We start from the raw sequence: 16,658 nt of genomic DNA, 5'->3' as shown, positions 1-16,658 counted from the left end.
CATGCACGGGGAGGAAATACGCATCGTGTCGCAACCGTCGGGACAAGTGACGGTCGCTGCGCCCGTCCTGCTCGCGCTGGCGCGCGCCGCTCTCCGCGAAACGCCGGGCATCGTCCGACTGGCAGGTACGCCGACTGTCCGGGAAGGACCGACGATCACCGCCGGTCCAGGTGCGGCGATTGCTTTTGGCGCAGCAGGAGTGACGGTTGAGTGCACAGTGGTTGCCGCTGCGGGGAAGCGTCTGGCAGAGGTCGCGGCGACTGCGCAGGCTGCAGTTGCCGCTGCGCTGCGGGAACTGGCCGGTGTGGACGTTGCTGCGGTCAACATTTCGATTGTGGATGTTGCTGCGGTAGAAAAGACACGCGACCATGGCTAGTTTACGTCGCCGGGTGCGCGCAATCGCGCTACAGATTTTGTTTGAACTGGATGCGACCGATCATTCGCCGGATCAGGTCGTGGCGCGTCGCCTTGAAGAGGAGCGCCTTCCGCCGGAGGGGGAGCGTTTTTTGCGGCGCCTGGTCTTTGGCGCCTGGGAGCATGCGTCATATCTGGACCGTATTATCGAAGAAACTGCGCCGAACTGGCCCGTCAGTCAGATGCCCGGCGTCGATAAAGCTATTTTGCGAATTGCGCTCTTTGAGGCGCTGATCGATGAGGAGGAAAAAACGCCGCTGAAGGCGATCATTAACGAGGCGGTGGAGCTGGCCAAGCAGTACGGCAGCGATAATTCGAGCCGGTTTGTCAACGGCGTCCTCGGCACGGTCGTCAGTCGCTATCGCGAGCGGCGCAAAGGATAGGCTCGTATTCATCACATCATTCGCTCATCATGGCTGTTGAAAGGAGAACATGCATGCCCTCGCCCGAAATGGAGTCTCGGCTCAAAAAAATCGTCGCAGAACAACTCGGAGTCGATGAAAGCAAGATCGTGCCAGAGGCGCGATTTACCGAAGACCTCAACGCCGATTCGCTTGATCTGGTCGAGATGATCATGGAACTCGAAGAGGCGTTTGGCGTCGAAATCCCCGATGAGGATGCCGAGAAGATCATGACGGTGCAGGACGCGCTGAACTATATCGAGCAGAAGTTGCAGGCGGCCTGAGCGTGCTTATGTCGAATATCGCCACAGCGGGCCGCTCCATTCTCCAGTCCGATGATCCAGTCTGGCGTTGTGCGGTCTGCTGTGGCGTTGTTGTGCGTACCGGGCTGCGCGTGGCGCAGGGAAGCAGACGATGGAACTTTTAGGAGTTGGTCCTGGCGAAATCCTGCTGATCCTGGTGATCATGCTGCTGGTCTTTGGACCGGAGCGCCTGCCTGAGTTTGCACGTCAAGCCGGTCTATTCGTGGTACGGGTGCGCGACTGGATCCAGCGCTCGCCGGATGCGGCGCTTGTACTGCGCGCGCGGGCGGAACTCGAGAGTGAGTTGCAGGCGATCCGCGCTGAGTTGACCCGCGAAGTCGAAAGTGTGCGGCAGGATCTGCAAAGTGTACGCTCAGATCTGGCGGACGCTGGCAAGCTGGTCGAGCAATCGGCGCAGGATGCCGCCGCTGTGTCTAAAATCGAACTCCCTGATACTACCGCGCAATCCACCGACACGCCATCGATTGCGCCGCCTGCGCCCGAAGTGAACGCTCCTGTATCTGCACCGCCCGTTCAGGAACCGGCAAGCGCCGTCCTGCCGGAGTTCGATGTCGATCCGGGTCCCATCGGCGCGCGCCGCGCGCGTATTGCCGAAGTCGCGGAAGCGCGGCAGGCCGCAACGCCGCCGCCAGCGCCAACGATTGCCGGTGGTGAAACGGTCGCGCGCGGCGCGCGCATCGAACCGCCTGCGCAACCGGCGCGCGTCGTGACCGACGACTCGCCATTTGCCGCCGATATGGCGCGGATCGATGACCTGAGCCGCCAGGTGGCGTCCATCGCAGAAGAACTTGCCCGCCTGCGTGTGATCCTGCTGCAACGTATGGCGGAAGAGAAACGCCATCAGGCGCATATCGATTCTGTATCACCGGGCGAAACCGTCGCGCTCAACGGAGCGCGTGATGCTGAAACGTTGCACAACGGTGCAGTATCGTCGAACGATGAACAGGCGCTGCCTGATGATACCCCGGCGCCGCCGCGCGGCGTCGAGGCGTTGCCCTGAGCAAGCGAACCTATGGAGTTCACATCGACCCAACTGATCATTATCGTCACTGTCCTTACCGTCCTTATCCTCCTGCCGTTGCTGGTTATCCTGCTGGTGCGCATCTTCATTAAGGACGACGTTCCGGCGGACGGCGAGGAGGCAGTGTCGAGCCTGACCGAGTTCACCAGTATTGGCGATGTGTGGCGTGCGTTTGTGCCTCATCTGCTGGAACTGCGCGATCGGCTGGTCAAATCGCTGGTTGCGATCGCTATCGGAACGATGATCGGGTTCTGGATCGTGAACAGTCCGGTGCTACTGGGCGAAGCGCTGCCGGTTTTTCTGGTGCGCCACCTGGCGCCGCCTGGCACGCAGTTGCAGGGTATCGATACCGGCGAAGTCTTCTTTGCATATATGCGTATGGCGCTGGTGGTCGGCATCACGCTGGCCATGCCCTTCGTGCTCTATCAGATTGTGGCATTCTTTCTGCCCGGCCTGCTCCCGCACGAAAAGCGCGTGCTGTTCATCGCGCTCCCGTTTGTCACCGAACTGTTCATTGCAGGCGTTGCGTTTGGCTGGTTCTTCACCGTCCCGGCGGCGCTTGGCTTTCTCCTCGGTTTTGGCGTCGATGGAACGACGATTATCACTCAGCCGCGCGTCGATAGTTTCATCGGCACCGTTGCGACGCTTCTCCTCTGGAATGGGCTGATCTTTCAGTTGCCCGCAATCGTGTATGTGATGGCGCGTCTTGGCGTCGTCACTGCCGCACGCCTGGCATCGACACGACGGTACGCTATCGTCATTATCTTTATCATCGCCGCGTTCATCACCCCCACCGGCGATCCCTACAACCTGCTGCTGCTCGCCATTCCCATGTATCTGTTGTACGAATTGGGAATCATCCTGGCGCGTTTCGTTCCCAAACGCCGGACTGCCGACGAACAGGCGGCAGCGCCCTCAGCCGGGTAGCAATCCCTTACCCGCCTGAGAGTGGCTCCTCTTCCGTTTCAGGTTCGTGTGCTACAATGTGGCAGATGGTGTGGATTCAGGGTCGCAGAGCTTCCCTATGCGACCGGATGTGCGTCTATGACGGTTGATATTCTTCCTGTGGCAGGACCGGTTGCGCATCTACCGCCACCCCCCGGTGGACGGTGGACGGTGGCCGACTATGAGCGCCTGCCGGAGGACGGGCAGCGCTATGAACTGATCGAGGGAGAGTTGCGTATGGCGCCTGCCCCGAATCCGGAACATCAGACTGCGAGTGGGCTGATCTTCTATCACCTGATGCAATGTGTGCAATTAGCAGGGCATGGCCGGGTCTTCACAGCGCCGCTCGATGTCGAACTCAGTCCGGTGACCATCGTCCAGTCGGATATCGTGGTCATTCTGAACGGCGGCGCCGCGACGATCACGACGCAACGGATCGTGGGACCGCCAGACCTGGTGGTGGAAGTGGTATCCCCCGGCACCGCCAGTTACGACCGGCGCGAGAAGCGCGACCTGTACGCCGCCGCCGGAATCCGCGAATACTGGATCGCCGATCCGGGGCATCGCGCGGTTGAGTTGCTCACCCTGGTCGGCGGGGCGTACCGCGCCGAACACGTCTATCGCGGGCAGGCGGTCATTCCGAGCCAGGTCATCCCCGGCTGGAACGTGGCGACCGACCTGCTGTTCGGATAATCACGCACGTTGCAGATATTCGGCGAGCAACCCGTGGAAAGACCATATCCCTGTGACTGGATGGCGTCTATGACGGTTGACATTCTTCCTGTGGCAGGACCGGCTGCACATCTGCCGCCACCTCCCGGCGGACGGTGGACGGTGGCCGACTATGAGCGCCTGCCGGAGGACGGGCAGCGCTATGAACTGATCGAGGGAGACCTGCGTATGGCGCCTGCCCCGAACCCGGAACATCAGGCTGCAGCGTTGCGCATTGCCCACCACTTTTTCGTCTTCATCGAAGCCGCAGGGCATGGCCGGGTCTTCACAGCGCCGCTCGATGTCGAACTCAGTCCGGTGACCGTCGTCCAGCCAGATGTTGTGGTCATTCTGAACGGTGGCGCCGCGACGATCACGACGCAACGGATCGTGGGACCGCCAGACCTGGTGGTGGAGGTGGTTTCACCCGGCACCGCCAGTTACGACCGGCGCGAGAAGCGCGACCTGTACGCCGCCGCCGGAATCCGCGAATACTGGATCGCCGATCCAGGGCATCGCGCGGTTGAGTTGCTCACCCTGGTCGGCGGGGCGTACCGCGCCGAACACGTCTATCGCGGGCAGGCGGTCATTCCGAGCCAGGTCATCCCCGGCTGGAACGTGGCGACCGACCTGCTGTTCGGGTAATCAGGCGCGCTGCAGATATTCGGCGAGCAATCCGTGGAAGTGGTGCACGCCGTTCTCACGGAGCACCGAAAAGCGCCCAACGTTGTAGGAGCGTGATCGCAGCCGCTTCTGCACCGCCTCGCAGATCTCGATGTCTTCCTTCTGCACCACGTCGCTGAACTTGAACGAGCGGTGAAACTCTTCCGCCACTTCGGGGCGATCAACATCGAGAACATACCACTCGAAAATCGTCAGCGTTCGCTCGTGTCCCAGCGGCAGAATGATGTTGATCTGGAGATTGTCCGGATAGATATTGAGCATCAGGTTGGGAAAGATCCAGTAGTAGAGCGCCTGCGCGGGCGCGCCTTCTTCCAGGTGCCGCCGGTAGAGCGAATCGGGATTTTCGCGGATCGGTGCGTGCTGCTTCGAGTAGTAGCGGAACGTCTCGACACGGTACTGTTTGTAATCGATTTCCTTGAACAACCCCGGATGCGCAACCGGAATGTGATACCCTTCCAGATAGTTATCGACATACACTTTCCAGTTGCAGGCAATTTCGTAATCCACCCGCTTGTAGAACCCCATGCGCTCCAGTGGCATATTCGCCGTCTCTTCAGGAATAGCGCCAAGCACCTCGCGCAACGGCGGCGCCTGCATGTCAAGGTTCACAAAGACGAACGGACCCCACGTATCCACCTGCACGGGGCGCAAACCATAATCCGCCCGGTCAAAATCTTCCACCCCCTCGAATTCCGGCGTCGAGCGCAGCGTCCCATCAAGGTTGTATGTCCAGGCGTGGTAACTGCACTGGAGTGTCTTGCGATTGCCGCATCCCTCAGCGACCGAACCGGCGCGATGGCGGCAGACGTTGTAGAAGGCGTGCAATTTCCCGGCGGTGTCGCGGGTGACGACCAGCGGCTCGTTGATAACCGAACAGGTAAAGTAGTCGCCCGGATTACGAACGTGCTCCGTCCGCCCGACGAGTTGCCAGGTGCGCCCAAAAATACGCTCTTCCTCGATCGTCAGCATCTGCGGATCGATATACCAGCGCGCCGGAATCGTCGTGGCGCGCGCCAGGTCTGGCTGAAACGTGTAATCGCTCAGGTTCATCGGGTTGCTCCATTGCAGTATCGCGGAGAGTGCAGCAGGATGCTGTGAGTCTAATCCAGGAGCGGTGAGTTGTCAATTGAAGTTCTGTCGCACTGCAGGGGGTATTGCGGGTTCTCAAAGGTAGAGTTCTTGGGAGAGATGAGCGGTTTTCTGCATTCCCGTGCGCTTTTGCCCCTCATCCCCCCAACCCCCTTCTCCCCTTGTGGGTTGAAAGGGGGGGGATTCGCAGGCAGATTGTCAACCGTTTCCGTTCCACCGAACGCACGGGCCGATCCGTCGGTAGCATGATCATGGAAGGATCGCGAGACACGGAGGATGGAATGGCCCGCACGCCCACGGAACGGTTGCTGCAGCAGCAGATCCAGACCCTCTTCCCGCGCTTGTCGCGTCACCGGCGCCGCGCCCTGTCCCGCTGGGTCTTGGGCGCCCGCTTGGCGGGGAGCGCCAATCGTCCCGCGCTGGCGCCAGCGCTCGCCACTGCCGGGATCGCCCGTGCCGCCACCCTGGCGGACGCCTGGGACGCCTGGATCGCCGCCCCGGCCCATCTCATAAACACCGCCGACCCACCTGCGGCGGGTGCGCCACCGGTGGTCAGTCCGCTGGCGTGCGGCGCCGACCTGCTCCGCTGGATTCGCGCGCACTGGACCGGCGGACCGCTGGTGCTCGGGCTGGATGCCTCCCATCGGCGCGCTGACGTCGTTCTGCTGCGCATGAGCGTCCTCTATCGGGGCGCTGCCCTGCCGGTCGCCTGGGTGATCGTCCCGGCGAACCAACCGGGCGCGTGGGAACCGCACTGGGAGCGGATGCTGCGCTGGGCCCGCAGCGCGCTGCCGCTCGACCAGGAGGTCCTCACGCTGGCGGATCAGGGGTTGTGGAGCCCCCGGCGGTGGCACGCCATCCGGTCGCAGCAGGTCCATCCCATCATGCGGGTGCGTCCCACGTCGACCTTCGCGCCGACCGGTCAGGTGCGCCAGTCGGTGCTGCGCCTGGCGCCCGGACCGGGGCATGGATGGGTGGGCGCGGGGGTCGCCTTCACGCACGCACCCAAGCGGATTGCGGGCACGCTGGCGGTGGCGTGGGGCGCCGGCCATGCGGAACCGTGGGCGCCGCTCGTCGAGCGTTCAGCCGCGCGGGTGGATGCCGCGTGGTATGCCCTGCGCAGTTGGGACGAGGCGGGCTTCCGCCAAAGTACGTCGATGGGCTGGGACTGGCAACGCGGTCAGGTGACGGACCCGGATGCGGTGGCCTGGCAGTATCTGGTGGTGGCGACGGTCACGCGGTGGACGGTGGCCGTCGGCACGCGGATCGAAGATGCAGAACAGCAGGGGGTTCCGCCCGGTCGCTTGCGGCGGGCGCCGCCGACGACGGGCGCACCGCTGCGCCGTCGCTGGAGCGGCACGGCGCAGCGGGTGATCAGCCTGCTCCGGCGGGGGGCAGGTCGGCGCCTGCGCTGGTTGCTGGCGCAAGGGCGTTGTTGGGTCCGCTTGTGGTTGCGCCCGGAGCCCTTGCCCAAAATAGGTGACAGCGTAACCATGCATATCGATGACCCGTCCCAATGCCTGAAATCGCCCTAAATCCCCCCCCTTTCAACCCCGTGTGGGAGAAGGGGGAGTTTGGGCATCCTGATAGCTGAAACGGGAGATGGCACTCAGAGGCTTGCCAAAAAATCTACCGCTGTAAGGGTATTGCGGGGGAAGGCGGCAGATCGGGGAGAAGATAAAAGCACGAGCAGATCCAGGAAACCGGTTCCATCGGTCGAAGGCTCTCTTCTTATGAAACGAGGCATCAGTTTCTGTCACAAGAAAGTGCCGTGACGGTGTCGTGATATAATAGTCGCCTGCTGCGAACTTATCAATAGACAAACTATAAACCCTATGCGCGAATACGGCGACAGTCGGCAGATTGCTCATCTGCGAAGTTTCTTCGTTCCTCTCGTCCTTTACTTCGCGCTGGCGATTTTGATGACATTGCCGCTGGCGCTGTATCTGACCAGAGCCGTTCCTGGTAATGGAGTTGACTCGTGGGTAAATATGTGGAATTTGTGGTGGTTGCGCAGAGCGCTGATTCACGGCGACGATCCTTATTTTACGCCGATGCTCTATTACCCCCAGGGCGCCAGCCTGCTGCTGCACACACTCAACCCCATTAATTTTCTTATCACGCTACCTGTCATTGCCACCCAAATGCTTGGCGATCCCTTTTGCCGCCTTCTACCCATCAATTTCTCATTACCCTGCCTGTCATTGTTACCTAACCTGGCTGCTACGTACAATGCCGCTATTCTGGCGTCGCTTACGTTGTGCGGTCTATGCACGTATCTTCTGGCGCTCGACGTCACCGGCAGTCTTCCTGCGGCTCTGGTTGGAGGTGTGTGGTCTTTGCGTGCAGCGGTTATCTTCTCTCCCAGGTGGCGGGAGGACATGCTAATTTGGTTGCCGCGTGGCCTTTGCCTCTGGCAATGCTGGCGCTGCGCCGCACAGTGCACCGCCCGTCCCTGCGGAACACGCTCCTTGCCGGTCTGGCGCTGGGATTGAATCTGCTGGCAGACTGGCAGTATTTCCTCTTCATTCTCATCTGGACCGGATGGTACAGCTGCTGGATTATTGCGGCGCCCGAACACCTGGGGCATCTGTATGCGAGAGCGCAGTTTCCGGCGCGTTTGAAGGCAATCGCGCCTTTGCTCGGTGCGCTCGTCGTCGCACTCGCTCTGGCATCACCACTGATTATTGCAACGGCGCGTGCGTCGCTGGATGTGCCGACTGCCGCTACAGAGGGAGGACCGAACTTTCGGCTGGATCATTCGGTCGATCTGGCAGACCTCTTCATTCCCAGTCAGTTGCATCCGCTCTGGGGAACATTTGCAGAGCAGGCGCAATCGTACAAAGCTGAGTTATACATTCAGAACAAGACAGCTTATCTTGGCTTGGTCGCTCTGGCGCTGGCAGGTTTGGGGATCCGCGCCGGACGTGAGCGGGCGTTTTGGGCGGCGAGTGTTGTGATGTTTACTCTGCTGGCGATGGGACCACGTTTGCAGATTGCTGGCTGGAATAGCGGTGTTCCCCTGCCCGCCGCCATCCTTTTTGAACTTCCATTTATCGTCATCTTTCGCTTTCCGATAAGGTTCATAGCCGTTGCAATGGTGGCGCTTGCCATCCTATCCGCCCTGGGAATGCGTGCAATTCTGATGATACTCCAGACATCGTACAATGCACTGTCGCCTCCCAGACCCCGACAGTTTGCTGCTCTCAAGACACGTCTGATCGTCGCGGGTTTCATTGCGCTGCTGGCGCTGGATAATCTGACACTGCCGTTTCCGCTGGTTGGTATATATATCCCTCCATACTATTGGGAGATCGCCCGCGAACCGGGGACGTTCGCAGTGATGGAAGCGCCGCTCTACTCAGCAACCAGTCCGTTTTATATGCTCTATCAGACCATTCACGAAAAGCCCCTGGTGGGTGGACACACGGCACGACGATTGCCGTATGCCATATTGGACGAACTCCCTGTTTTGCGCGCACTGGCATATGCCAAACCGGCGCCAGACATCATTAAGCAGGAAATGGAGGTCGTTGCACCAAGCGTGTTCCATTATTTCAATATCCGCTATCTTATGCTCTACTCGGCTGGTGGCGCGTTGCGCTACGGCAGAATGATGCGGATAGCAGAGACGGTGGCCGGCTATCAACCTCCGCTTCGCGATGTTGCATTCGTGAAAGCTTCTGATAATTTCACGGCGTCAGGCTTGCGGCGCTCCTTCTGGCTTGGAAATCAGGAGTCGTATGGCAGCGTGCTCGTCTACCGCGCATCGACGCCGACCACCACCGTTCCGTTTATCGGCGTCGGTGCAGGATGGGATGAGCCGCGACTGGTTGACGGGCGTTCGGTCAGAGAAGTGCTGGATCAGGCAACCTGGGCTGACGAACTGGGATGGTTAGAAGGTGAGGCAGTCAGTCGGACATTTTCGCAGGCAGCGCACCTGCATGTCTACAGTTCCGAACCGTGTCGCATACGGCTGCACCTGCGCCTCGAGGCGGAAGGCGCAGGGCGCTTGCTGCTCCAGGATCTGGAAGGCGACCAGCGCACGGAATGGGCGCTTGAGGCAGGAATGCAGACGGTGAGCGTTGAACTGCACCTTCGTCCCGGCAAAACAACGCTCCAACTCGTCTCTCAGGAGAGCAAACCGCTGCGCGTCTGGGGCGTTAACCTCGACCTGCTCGAAGCGACGACACCCTGAGACGAAGGATCAGCAGATCCGCGGCAATTGTTCCCCCACCATCATATCGACAATCCGGGTTCCGCCGATACCGGTGCGTGCCGCCACAATACCCGGATGATCGGCAGTCACGTGCCCGATGATGGCTGCCTGTCGCCCCTGCGGATGCGCCCGCATCCGCGCCAGCAGCCGGTCGGCGTCGGCGGGGGGCGCGATGGCGATCAGTTTCCCCTCATTCGCCACGTAGATCGGATCCATGCCGAGCAATTCACATGCGGCGCGCACTGCATCCTGCACCGGCAGTTTGCGCTCATCGATCACGATGCCGACCTGTGAGGCGCGCGCGATTTCGTTGAGCGCCGACGCCACGCCGCCGCGGGTGGGATCGCGCAGCACGTGGATGGTGCGGGTTTCATCGAGCATATCGGCAACCAGTCCGTTGAGCGGCGCCGTGTCGGATTCGATCGGCGCGCCGAACTCCAGCCCCTCCCGCACACTGAGAATGGCGATACCGTGATCACCGATGGTTCCGCTGACGATAATCACGTCTCCCGGTTGCGCCCGCGTCGGACCGATATCGACCCCTTCCGGGATGATGCCGAAGCCGCTGGTGTTGATATAGACCCCGTCGCCGTGACCACGATCAACGACCTTGGTGTCGCCAGCGACCAGTTTCACCCCGGCGCGGCGCGCAGCCGCTCCCATGCTGCCCGCGATTGCCGCCAGGCGATCAAGCGACATCCCTTCTTCCAGGATGAACCCGGCGCTCAGGAAGAGCGGCTGCGCGCCGCGCATGGCAATGTCGTTGACGGTGCCGTTCACTGCCAGTTCACCGATGTTACCGCCGGGAAAGAAGAGCGGCCGCACCACGAACGAGTCGGTCGAATATGCCAGGCGCATCCCGCCGACCGTGATCAGCGCTGCGTCTCCCATATCGACTGCACCCGCCTCTGCAAACGCTGGCAGAAACAGGTGTTCGATCAGTTCCGCCGAGAGTTTGCCGCCGCCGCCATGCCCCATAATGATGTTCGGGTGATCGCGTAGCGGCAGCGGACAGACCCATCCCTCGAAGTTCAGCCCGTCGCTCATCGCGCTACTCCCACCTCTTCAGCTTTGATGAAGCGTCCGTACTGGTAGTAGGCTGCGCATGCGCCTTCGCTCGACACCATCGTCGCGCCGAGTGGTGTGCGTGGTGTGCATTCCTTGCCGAATGCAGCGCACTGGTTGGGCTTGAGCATGCCCTGGAGCACCTCACCGCTGCGACAGATCGGCGACTCGCGCGTCTGAATGTCGCTCACGGCGAAGCGCGTCTCAGCGTCGTAGGCGCGGTATGCGTCGCGCAAACGCCAGCCGCTCTGCGGGATGACCCCAATGCCGCGCCATGCCCGGTCGGTCACCTCGAACACCTCAGACAACACCTGCTGTGCCGCAACGTTTCCCTCGGATCGCACGGCGCGCTCGTAGGCGTTGTCGAGTTCGGCGCGCCCCGATTCGAGTTGCAGAATGACGCGGCGAATGCCTTCCAGCACATCGAGCGGTTCAAAACCGGTCACCACAATCGGCACACGGTAGCGCTCAACGAGCGGCTGGTACTGCCAGGTGCCCATGACGCTGCACACATGCCCGGCAGCCAGAAACCCCTGCACCCGGTTTGTCGGCGACTCCATGATGGCTGAAATCGCTGGCGGCACCAGAACGTGGGATACCAGCATCGAAAAGTTGCGCAGTCCCAGACGGTGCGCCTGCAACACCGCCATCGCATTGGCAGGCGCGGTCGTCTCGAACCCGATGCCGAAGAAGACAACCTCGCGGTCGGGGTGTTGCTGCGCCAGGCGCACAGCATCGAGCGGGGAGTAGACGATCCGCACATCGCCGCCTTCGCTCTTCACGCGAAACAGGTCTTTGGCGCTCCCCGGCACGCGCAGCATATCGCCGAATGAGCAGAAGATGACGTTGGGGCGGGAAGCGATTGCCAGCGCCTTGTCGATGATCTCCAGCGGCGTGACGCACACCGGGCAGCCAGGACCGTGGATCAACTCGATCTCTTCAGGCAGAAGCTGATCGATGCCATTGCGAATGATCGAATGCGTCTGCCCGCCGCACACTTCCATAATCGCCCACGGGCGCGTGGTGATACGACGAATTTCGGCGAACAGGCGCTGCGCCAGTTCCGGGTCACGATATTCGTCGAGATACTTCACGCCGCTTCCTCCTTCGCCGAATCGGTGCGCAACTCTTCGTCGAGCAAGCCGATGCTCTCGAACAACGCCAGGGTCTCCAGCGCCGACTGTTCATCGAGGCGCGTGATGGCAAATCCGACATGCACAATCGTATAGTCGCCAACGTTGATATCGGGCAGGTATGCCAGGCACACATCTTTGACAATGCCGTTGAAATCGACTTTGCCCATGCGGATGCCGTTCATCTCATAGATTTCTTTGACCTGTCCGGGGATGCCGAGACACATAGCGTTGTCCTTTCACGGGTGATCGATTCTGTCACACGGTCGCGTATTATGCAAGATTGACGGGTTGATAAACCCAACGGACGATGCAACTCAAAGGTTTGCCCACAAAACCTGCCCCTGTGCGTGTATCGCCCTCCGGTCCTCCCTCCTGCGCATCTGAGCAGGAGAAGGCGGCGTGTCAGACCGTCAAAGACACACCTCCAAAGAGGCGAAGGAGCGCGAACGATACTATGCCTTATCTACGGCTTTTCAAGCCCTCATACCTGAAAGATTCGAGTAACACGGTAACACGGTAACACGGTTGTTGCCCGAATCGGCGATTGCGAGCCAATACCAGTTTACGTCAGACCTTCACGTGAGCCAGGAGAAGGAGTTCCCACCGCCATCGTTTCATATCGCCGCGCATCAAGCCAGGCAATCCAGTCGTCCAGCCCCGCGCCGGTGCGCACCGAGGTGGAGATCACCGGAACACCGGGATGGACGGCGGCAATGTTCGCTTCGACAGCGCGCATATCGAACTCAACCGCCTCCGCCAGATCGATCTTGGTCACCACAATGCAATCGGCGGATATAAACGCGCCCGGATATTTCAACGGCTTGTCCTCACCTTCCGTCACCGAAAGGATCACCACGCGCGCCGCCTCTCCCAGGTCGTACCCTGTCGGGCAAACCAGGTTGCCGACATTCTCGATGAACAACACATCGAGTTCGTCGAGATTCCAGCCTTCCAGATGCTGCTCGATCAGGTGCGCTTCCAGGTGGCACATGTCGCCGGTCTGAATCTGCCGCACCGGGGCGCCGCTGCGCGCCAATCGCTGCGCGTCGTTGTCGGTCGCCAGATCGCCGACAATCGCCGCCACGCGCAGCCTGCCGTGCATTCGCCGCAATGTTTCTTCGAGCAGACGAGTCTTGCCGGCGCCGGGGCTGGAAAGCAGATTGACCACGAAGACGCCAGATTGGAGAAAGCGAGCGCGTAATCCAGCAGCCAGACGATCATTCTTGCTGAGCACACCCTTGCGGATTTCAAGGAGTCGTGGCGTTGCCATTGTTCTGCACCCTCCCATTGTTATTGTTGTTCAACGACTTGCCGAAGCGCCGGGCGAAATCGACCAGCAGCGCGGCAACCCGTTGCACATCCGGATCGTACAGCGCGCGCACGAGACCAACCGGTTCGAGTCGCCGTTGCGCCTGACGATCTTCATTATAGGTTGCAACAAACGCATCGCCAGCGCGCCCCACCAGGGTGACGGTATCAGGATCGAAGACGCCGGATGTCAGCAGGATGCGAAACTCTTCGGAGGCGACAAACAGACCGATCTGCTCCACCAGTTCGGTAAACTGCGGGACGACGGCGATCAACGGCAGGACATCATTATCGATGAGATCGTCGCGTGGCGCCGCACGGAAGAAGTGATGGTTAATTGTAGTGACAACTCGCACAAAATACAAGTTAATGGTTCTTCACCGTTTAGAAGAAATTTATAGCAGTTCCCACAAAGGTTGAACCTGATGGACAAGGTTGAACACTCCCAGACGCGCTCCCCACACGGCGACCGAAATGATGGAGATTGAGAATTAAATCCGCTATGCGCCTCTTGCCGTGGGGCTGAAGCCCTCGGCTATGCGAGGCGAAGCCCGCCTGCGCGGGCTGTGGCGGATTATTTCTTCAAAGACCATAATTTCGGTCTACGCTCTGCCGGAAACGCGCGCCTCGTGCGACACGGCAGAGCCAGACGACGGTCAGCGTATCCGAGAAATGCTGTAATCACGGTAATCACGGTTTTTCTCAAGGGTAGGATCTTTGGGACGCTGCGACCGGTCTGCCGCATCCTTTGGAACAACCTGATGCTGTAGGGTTCACCCCTCTCCCGTGCTTGCCAGCACCCGACGCAGGTTTGCCATCTCAAGCGCTGCCAGGGCTGCCTCTGCACCGCGGTTGCCCGCTTTCGTGCCGGCTCGCTCGAATGCCTGTTCGATATTCTCGGTGGTGAGTACGCCGAAGGCGATCGGTATGTCGGTCTCGAAGGCGGCTGAGGCGATCCCGCTGGCAGCCTGACCTGCCACATACTCGAAGTGCGGCGTCGCCCCTCGAATGACCACGCCCAGGCAGATGATCGCGTCGTAGTACGCGCGCTGAACCGCGCCCTCTGTGCGGCGAGCCATCCACCGCGCTGCCTGTGGCAACTCGAATGCGCCCGGCGTCCATGCCACATCAATGTCATTCCTGGCGACGCCGTGACGGATCAGCGTATCCTGCGCGCCGCGTAACAGTTCTTTGCCGATGGTGTCGTTGTAACGGGAAATGACAATGCCGAACTTCATTCCCGCACCAACCAAATGTCCTTCAAAGGTTCGTCCCATCGCATTCTCCTGTTGGGTGAATTGCACTCCATTCTGCTTTGCGGCTGCCATCACCGGTTCGCTCGCCGCTCCTGTCCACGTACCGGCATCCGGAAGCGCAGCCTGATCGACAGGCTGTTGATCTGGAGCGCAGACGTTTGCAGCGGTGTGCTCAACCATCTGCACTGCCTGATACCAGAAACGATTGGCGTTGCGCTCCTGGCGTCGCCGGTATGCGATCAGGTCAGCAATCGCAACAATCCTGATTCCATGCCGCGCAGCGAACCGCTCCAGGTCGGATCGCCGTGCCATTGCGCCGTCATCCCGCATGATTTCACAGATGACCGCCGCCGGATACAGACCCGCCATCCGCGCCAGATCAACGGATGCTTCTGTGTGACCGGCGCGGCTCAGAACTCCGCCATCGGTGGCCCGCAGGGGAAAGACATGTCCCGGTCGCACCAGATCTTCTGGACGGGTGTCTGGATCGATCAGGGTGCGAATCGTTGTTGCCCGGTCGAAGGCTGAAATGCCGGTGGTCACGCCGTGGCGCGCTTCGACCGGAACGGTAAAGGCGGTGCGAAATACGGCAGTGTTGGTCTCCGGCGACGTTATCAGCGGAATCTGTAACGCATCGAGCCGCTCACCGGTCATGGCGACGCAGATCAACCCACGTCCCTCGCGTGCCATGAAGTTGATCGCCTGCGGGGTCGCGTATTCGGCGGCAATCGCCAGGTCGCCTTCGTTCTCCCGATCTTCATCATCGACAATGATGACAAACCTGCCAGCCTGAAAGTCAGCCAGTGCAGTTTCAACGCTGGCGATTGCCATAGTTCCCCTCATGCATGAACTTCTCGACATATTTGCTGAGCATATCAACCTCCAGATTGACCCGGCTTCCGATCGACTTGCGCGGCAGCGTAATGTGCTGTTGGGTGTATGCCACCAGCATGAAGGTGAAGGCGTCATCGAGAACATCGACCACGGTCAGGCTCGTGCCATCGACGGCGATATACCCCTTGGGCACGATATAGCGCAACAACGCTGCTGGCGCAGCCACGGCGACCCACAGCGAATCACCCTCAGGGTGAAAGGCGCGCACCACGCCAGTGCCGTCGATGTGACCCTGCACGAAGTGCCCGCCGAGTCGCCCATTCAACGCAAGCGATCGTTCGAGGTTCACTCCATCGCCAGGTTTCAGATCGCCCAGATTGGTTCGCCGCAAGGTTTCCGGCGAAAGTCCGACTGTGAAGGAATGGTCGGTCAGGTTCGTCACCGTGAGACATGCGCCATTGATAGCCAGGCTGTCCCCAAGACGGGTATGTTCCAGCACAGTGGTTGCCTGCACGGTGAGCGACCAGCCACCGGCGACTTCTGCCAGTGTCTCAACAGTTCCGATCTCTTCGACAATGCCTGTGAACATGAGCCCTCCTTTGCAACACTATCCGGCGTCCTTATAGAACGTCAATTCCCGGCTATGACGCTGACAAACAAACATCCCGAAGGCAATACACACCTTCGGGATGCCACAATCGACGCGACTCGCCGACCACCTGCCAGTATGCCGGTCTATGGATCACAAAACCCCGAACAATCGCGTTGTTCGGGGCTTTACGATCACAAACCGACACGCTGACGCAGGTCGCCTGCGCGCGGATCGGTCAACCTTCTTCCATCCCGACTGTACGGTCGGCTCCGGAGTTTCACCGGATCGTGCACATTGCCGTGAGGCACGATGCTCGTGGGCTGTACCACCGATCGGGAATTGCCCGGCAGCCCTGCCGGACTCACCCTGCCCCGAAGGTTCTTATATTCTGTTGTGATGACCTGGCTATGGCTGGATGCTGCCTGCACTGCACCAGTAACGGGCAGGCGTGCTGCATCCCTTATAAGTAAAGCATATCATTTGCGTGGTTGTCAAGGATAATGCGCCGCTTTTATACCCATCTGCTGGAGAGACGGTTGATAGTGCACCAGCAGAACACGCTGCACTGCTTCGAAGGGCTTCGATGCAATAAGGCAGCGCTTCCGGTCTGCTGATGTGCCAGCGCGGGTAGATGCTGGCTGTGCAGGCGAGCACGTGGAA

General features: G+C 60.4%; 18 protein-coding genes and 1 riboswitch. Of the genes, 10 read left to right on the top strand and 8 right to left on the bottom strand.

Features of this window, described 5'->3' with window-relative positions; genetic code table 11:
• Positions 1 to 25: 25 nt before the first annotated feature.
• The 7 genes from ROSERS_RS05090 to ROSERS_RS05060 all read left to right on the top strand — a co-directional run bounded on the left by ROSERS_RS05090 (position 26) and on the right by ROSERS_RS05060 (position 4,460).
• Complete coding sequence (locus ROSERS_RS05090) at positions 26 to 376, top strand: Asp23/Gls24 family envelope stress response protein (protein WP_011955748.1); 351 nt, start codon at positions 26 to 28, stop codon at positions 374 to 376.
• Positions 369 to 797, top strand: coding sequence for a transcription antitermination factor NusB (gene nusB / locus ROSERS_RS05085; protein WP_011955747.1), 429 nt, complete (start codon positions 369 to 371; stop codon positions 795 to 797). The genes ROSERS_RS05090 and nusB overlap by 8 nt, the downstream gene beginning before the upstream one ends.
• A gap of 53 nt (positions 798 to 850) precedes the next feature.
• Positions 851 to 1,099: an acyl carrier protein gene (acpP, locus tag ROSERS_RS05080; RefSeq protein ID WP_011955746.1), complete on the top strand. Its 249-nt coding sequence runs from the start codon at positions 851 to 853 to the stop codon at positions 1,097 to 1,099.
• Positions 1,100 to 1,229: 130 nt separating this feature from the next.
• On the top strand, positions 1,230 to 2,138 hold the full coding sequence (locus tag ROSERS_RS05075; protein ID WP_011955745.1) for a twin-arginine translocase TatA/TatE family subunit: 909 nt from the start codon (positions 1,230 to 1,232) through the stop codon (positions 2,136 to 2,138).
• Positions 2,139 to 2,150: 12 nt separating this feature from the next.
• Positions 2,151 to 3,086 (top strand): twin-arginine translocase subunit TatC, encoded by a 936-nt coding sequence (gene tatC, locus ROSERS_RS05070; protein WP_011955744.1) that lies wholly within the window; start codon positions 2,151 to 2,153, stop codon positions 3,084 to 3,086.
• 117 nt (positions 3,087 to 3,203) lie between these two features.
• Positions 3,204 to 3,797 (top strand): Uma2 family endonuclease, encoded by a 594-nt coding sequence (locus tag ROSERS_RS05065; protein ID WP_011955743.1) that lies wholly within the window; start codon positions 3,204 to 3,206, stop codon positions 3,795 to 3,797.
• A 69-nt stretch (positions 3,798 to 3,866) separates the two neighbouring features.
• Positions 3,867 to 4,460, top strand: coding sequence for a Uma2 family endonuclease (locus tag ROSERS_RS05060; protein ID WP_041333060.1), 594 nt, complete (start codon positions 3,867 to 3,869; stop codon positions 4,458 to 4,460).
• Here the strand turns inward: ROSERS_RS05060 and ROSERS_RS05055 are convergent, their stop codons facing one another.
• On the bottom strand, positions 4,461 to 5,549 hold the full coding sequence (locus ROSERS_RS05055; protein WP_011955741.1) for an aromatic ring-hydroxylating oxygenase subunit alpha: 1,089 nt from the start codon (positions 5,547 to 5,549) through the stop codon (positions 4,461 to 4,463). It abuts the gene before it with no gap.
• Between the two features lie 320 nt (positions 5,550 to 5,869).
• Between ROSERS_RS05055 and ROSERS_RS05050 the strand changes: the two genes are divergently transcribed.
• From ROSERS_RS05050 to ROSERS_RS05045, 3 genes are all read left to right on the top strand, one after another.
• Complete coding sequence (locus ROSERS_RS05050; RefSeq protein WP_011955740.1) at positions 5,870 to 7,123, top strand: hypothetical protein; 1,254 nt, start codon at positions 5,870 to 5,872, stop codon at positions 7,121 to 7,123.
• Positions 7,124 to 7,423: 300 nt separating this feature from the next.
• The gene (locus ROSERS_RS25835; protein WP_011955739.1) at positions 7,424 to 8,083 is read left to right on the top strand and encodes a hypothetical protein; all 660 of its coding nucleotides are present in this window, start codon (positions 7,424 to 7,426) and stop codon (positions 8,081 to 8,083) included.
• Positions 7,978 to 9,786, top strand: a complete 1,809-nt coding sequence (locus tag ROSERS_RS05045; RefSeq protein ID WP_198136359.1) for a hypothetical protein — start codon at positions 7,978 to 7,980, stop codon at positions 9,784 to 9,786. The genes ROSERS_RS25835 and ROSERS_RS05045 overlap by 106 nt, the downstream gene beginning before the upstream one ends.
• Before the next feature lie 9 nt (positions 9,787 to 9,795).
• On the opposite strand, the gene hypE is transcribed toward ROSERS_RS05045, so the two are convergent.
• The 7 genes from hypE to ROSERS_RS05010 all read right to left on the bottom strand — a co-directional run bounded on the left by hypE (position 9,796) and on the right by ROSERS_RS05010 (position 15,995).
• The gene (gene hypE, locus ROSERS_RS05040) at positions 9,796 to 10,854 is read right to left on the bottom strand and encodes a hydrogenase expression/formation protein HypE (RefSeq protein ID WP_011955737.1); all 1,059 of its coding nucleotides are present in this window, start codon (positions 10,852 to 10,854) and stop codon (positions 9,796 to 9,798) included.
• Complete coding sequence (gene hypD, locus ROSERS_RS05035; RefSeq protein ID WP_011955736.1) at positions 10,851 to 11,966, bottom strand: hydrogenase formation protein HypD; 1,116 nt, start codon at positions 11,964 to 11,966, stop codon at positions 10,851 to 10,853. Before hypD ends, hypE begins: the two co-directional genes overlap by 4 nt.
• Positions 11,963 to 12,232: a HypC/HybG/HupF family hydrogenase formation chaperone gene (locus ROSERS_RS05030; protein ID WP_011955735.1), complete on the bottom strand. Its 270-nt coding sequence runs from the start codon at positions 12,230 to 12,232 to the stop codon at positions 11,963 to 11,965. Before ROSERS_RS05030 ends, hypD begins: the two co-directional genes overlap by 4 nt.
• Positions 12,233 to 12,570: 338 nt before the next feature.
• Entirely contained in the window at positions 12,571 to 13,278 is a 708-nt protein-coding gene (gene hypB / locus ROSERS_RS05025) for a hydrogenase nickel incorporation protein HypB (protein ID WP_011955734.1), read from the bottom strand.
• Complete coding sequence (locus ROSERS_RS05020) at positions 13,256 to 13,672, bottom strand: DUF1641 domain-containing protein (RefSeq protein WP_232282843.1); 417 nt, start codon at positions 13,670 to 13,672, stop codon at positions 13,256 to 13,258. The genes hypB and ROSERS_RS05020 overlap by 23 nt, the downstream gene beginning before the upstream one ends.
• A 417-nt stretch (positions 13,673 to 14,089) precedes the next feature.
• Complete coding sequence (gene ribB / locus ROSERS_RS27320) at positions 14,090 to 15,403, bottom strand: 3,4-dihydroxy-2-butanone-4-phosphate synthase (protein WP_011955732.1); 1,314 nt, start codon at positions 15,401 to 15,403, stop codon at positions 14,090 to 14,092.
• Positions 15,384 to 15,995 (bottom strand): riboflavin synthase, encoded by a 612-nt coding sequence (locus ROSERS_RS05010; protein WP_011955731.1) that lies wholly within the window; start codon positions 15,993 to 15,995, stop codon positions 15,384 to 15,386. Before ROSERS_RS05010 ends, ribB begins: the two co-directional genes overlap by 20 nt.
• Before the next feature lie 237 nt (positions 15,996 to 16,232).
• Positions 16,233 to 16,381: riboswitch (FMN riboswitch) on the bottom strand.
• Positions 16,382 to 16,658: the final 277 nt, after the last annotated feature.

Source organism: Roseiflexus sp. RS-1 (assembly GCF_000016665.1).
Taxonomy (GTDB): Bacteria; Chloroflexota; Chloroflexia; order Chloroflexales; family Roseiflexaceae; genus Roseiflexus.
Note: the sequence above shows the minus strand (reverse complement) of the source record. Positions and strands in the feature narration are given on the sequence as shown.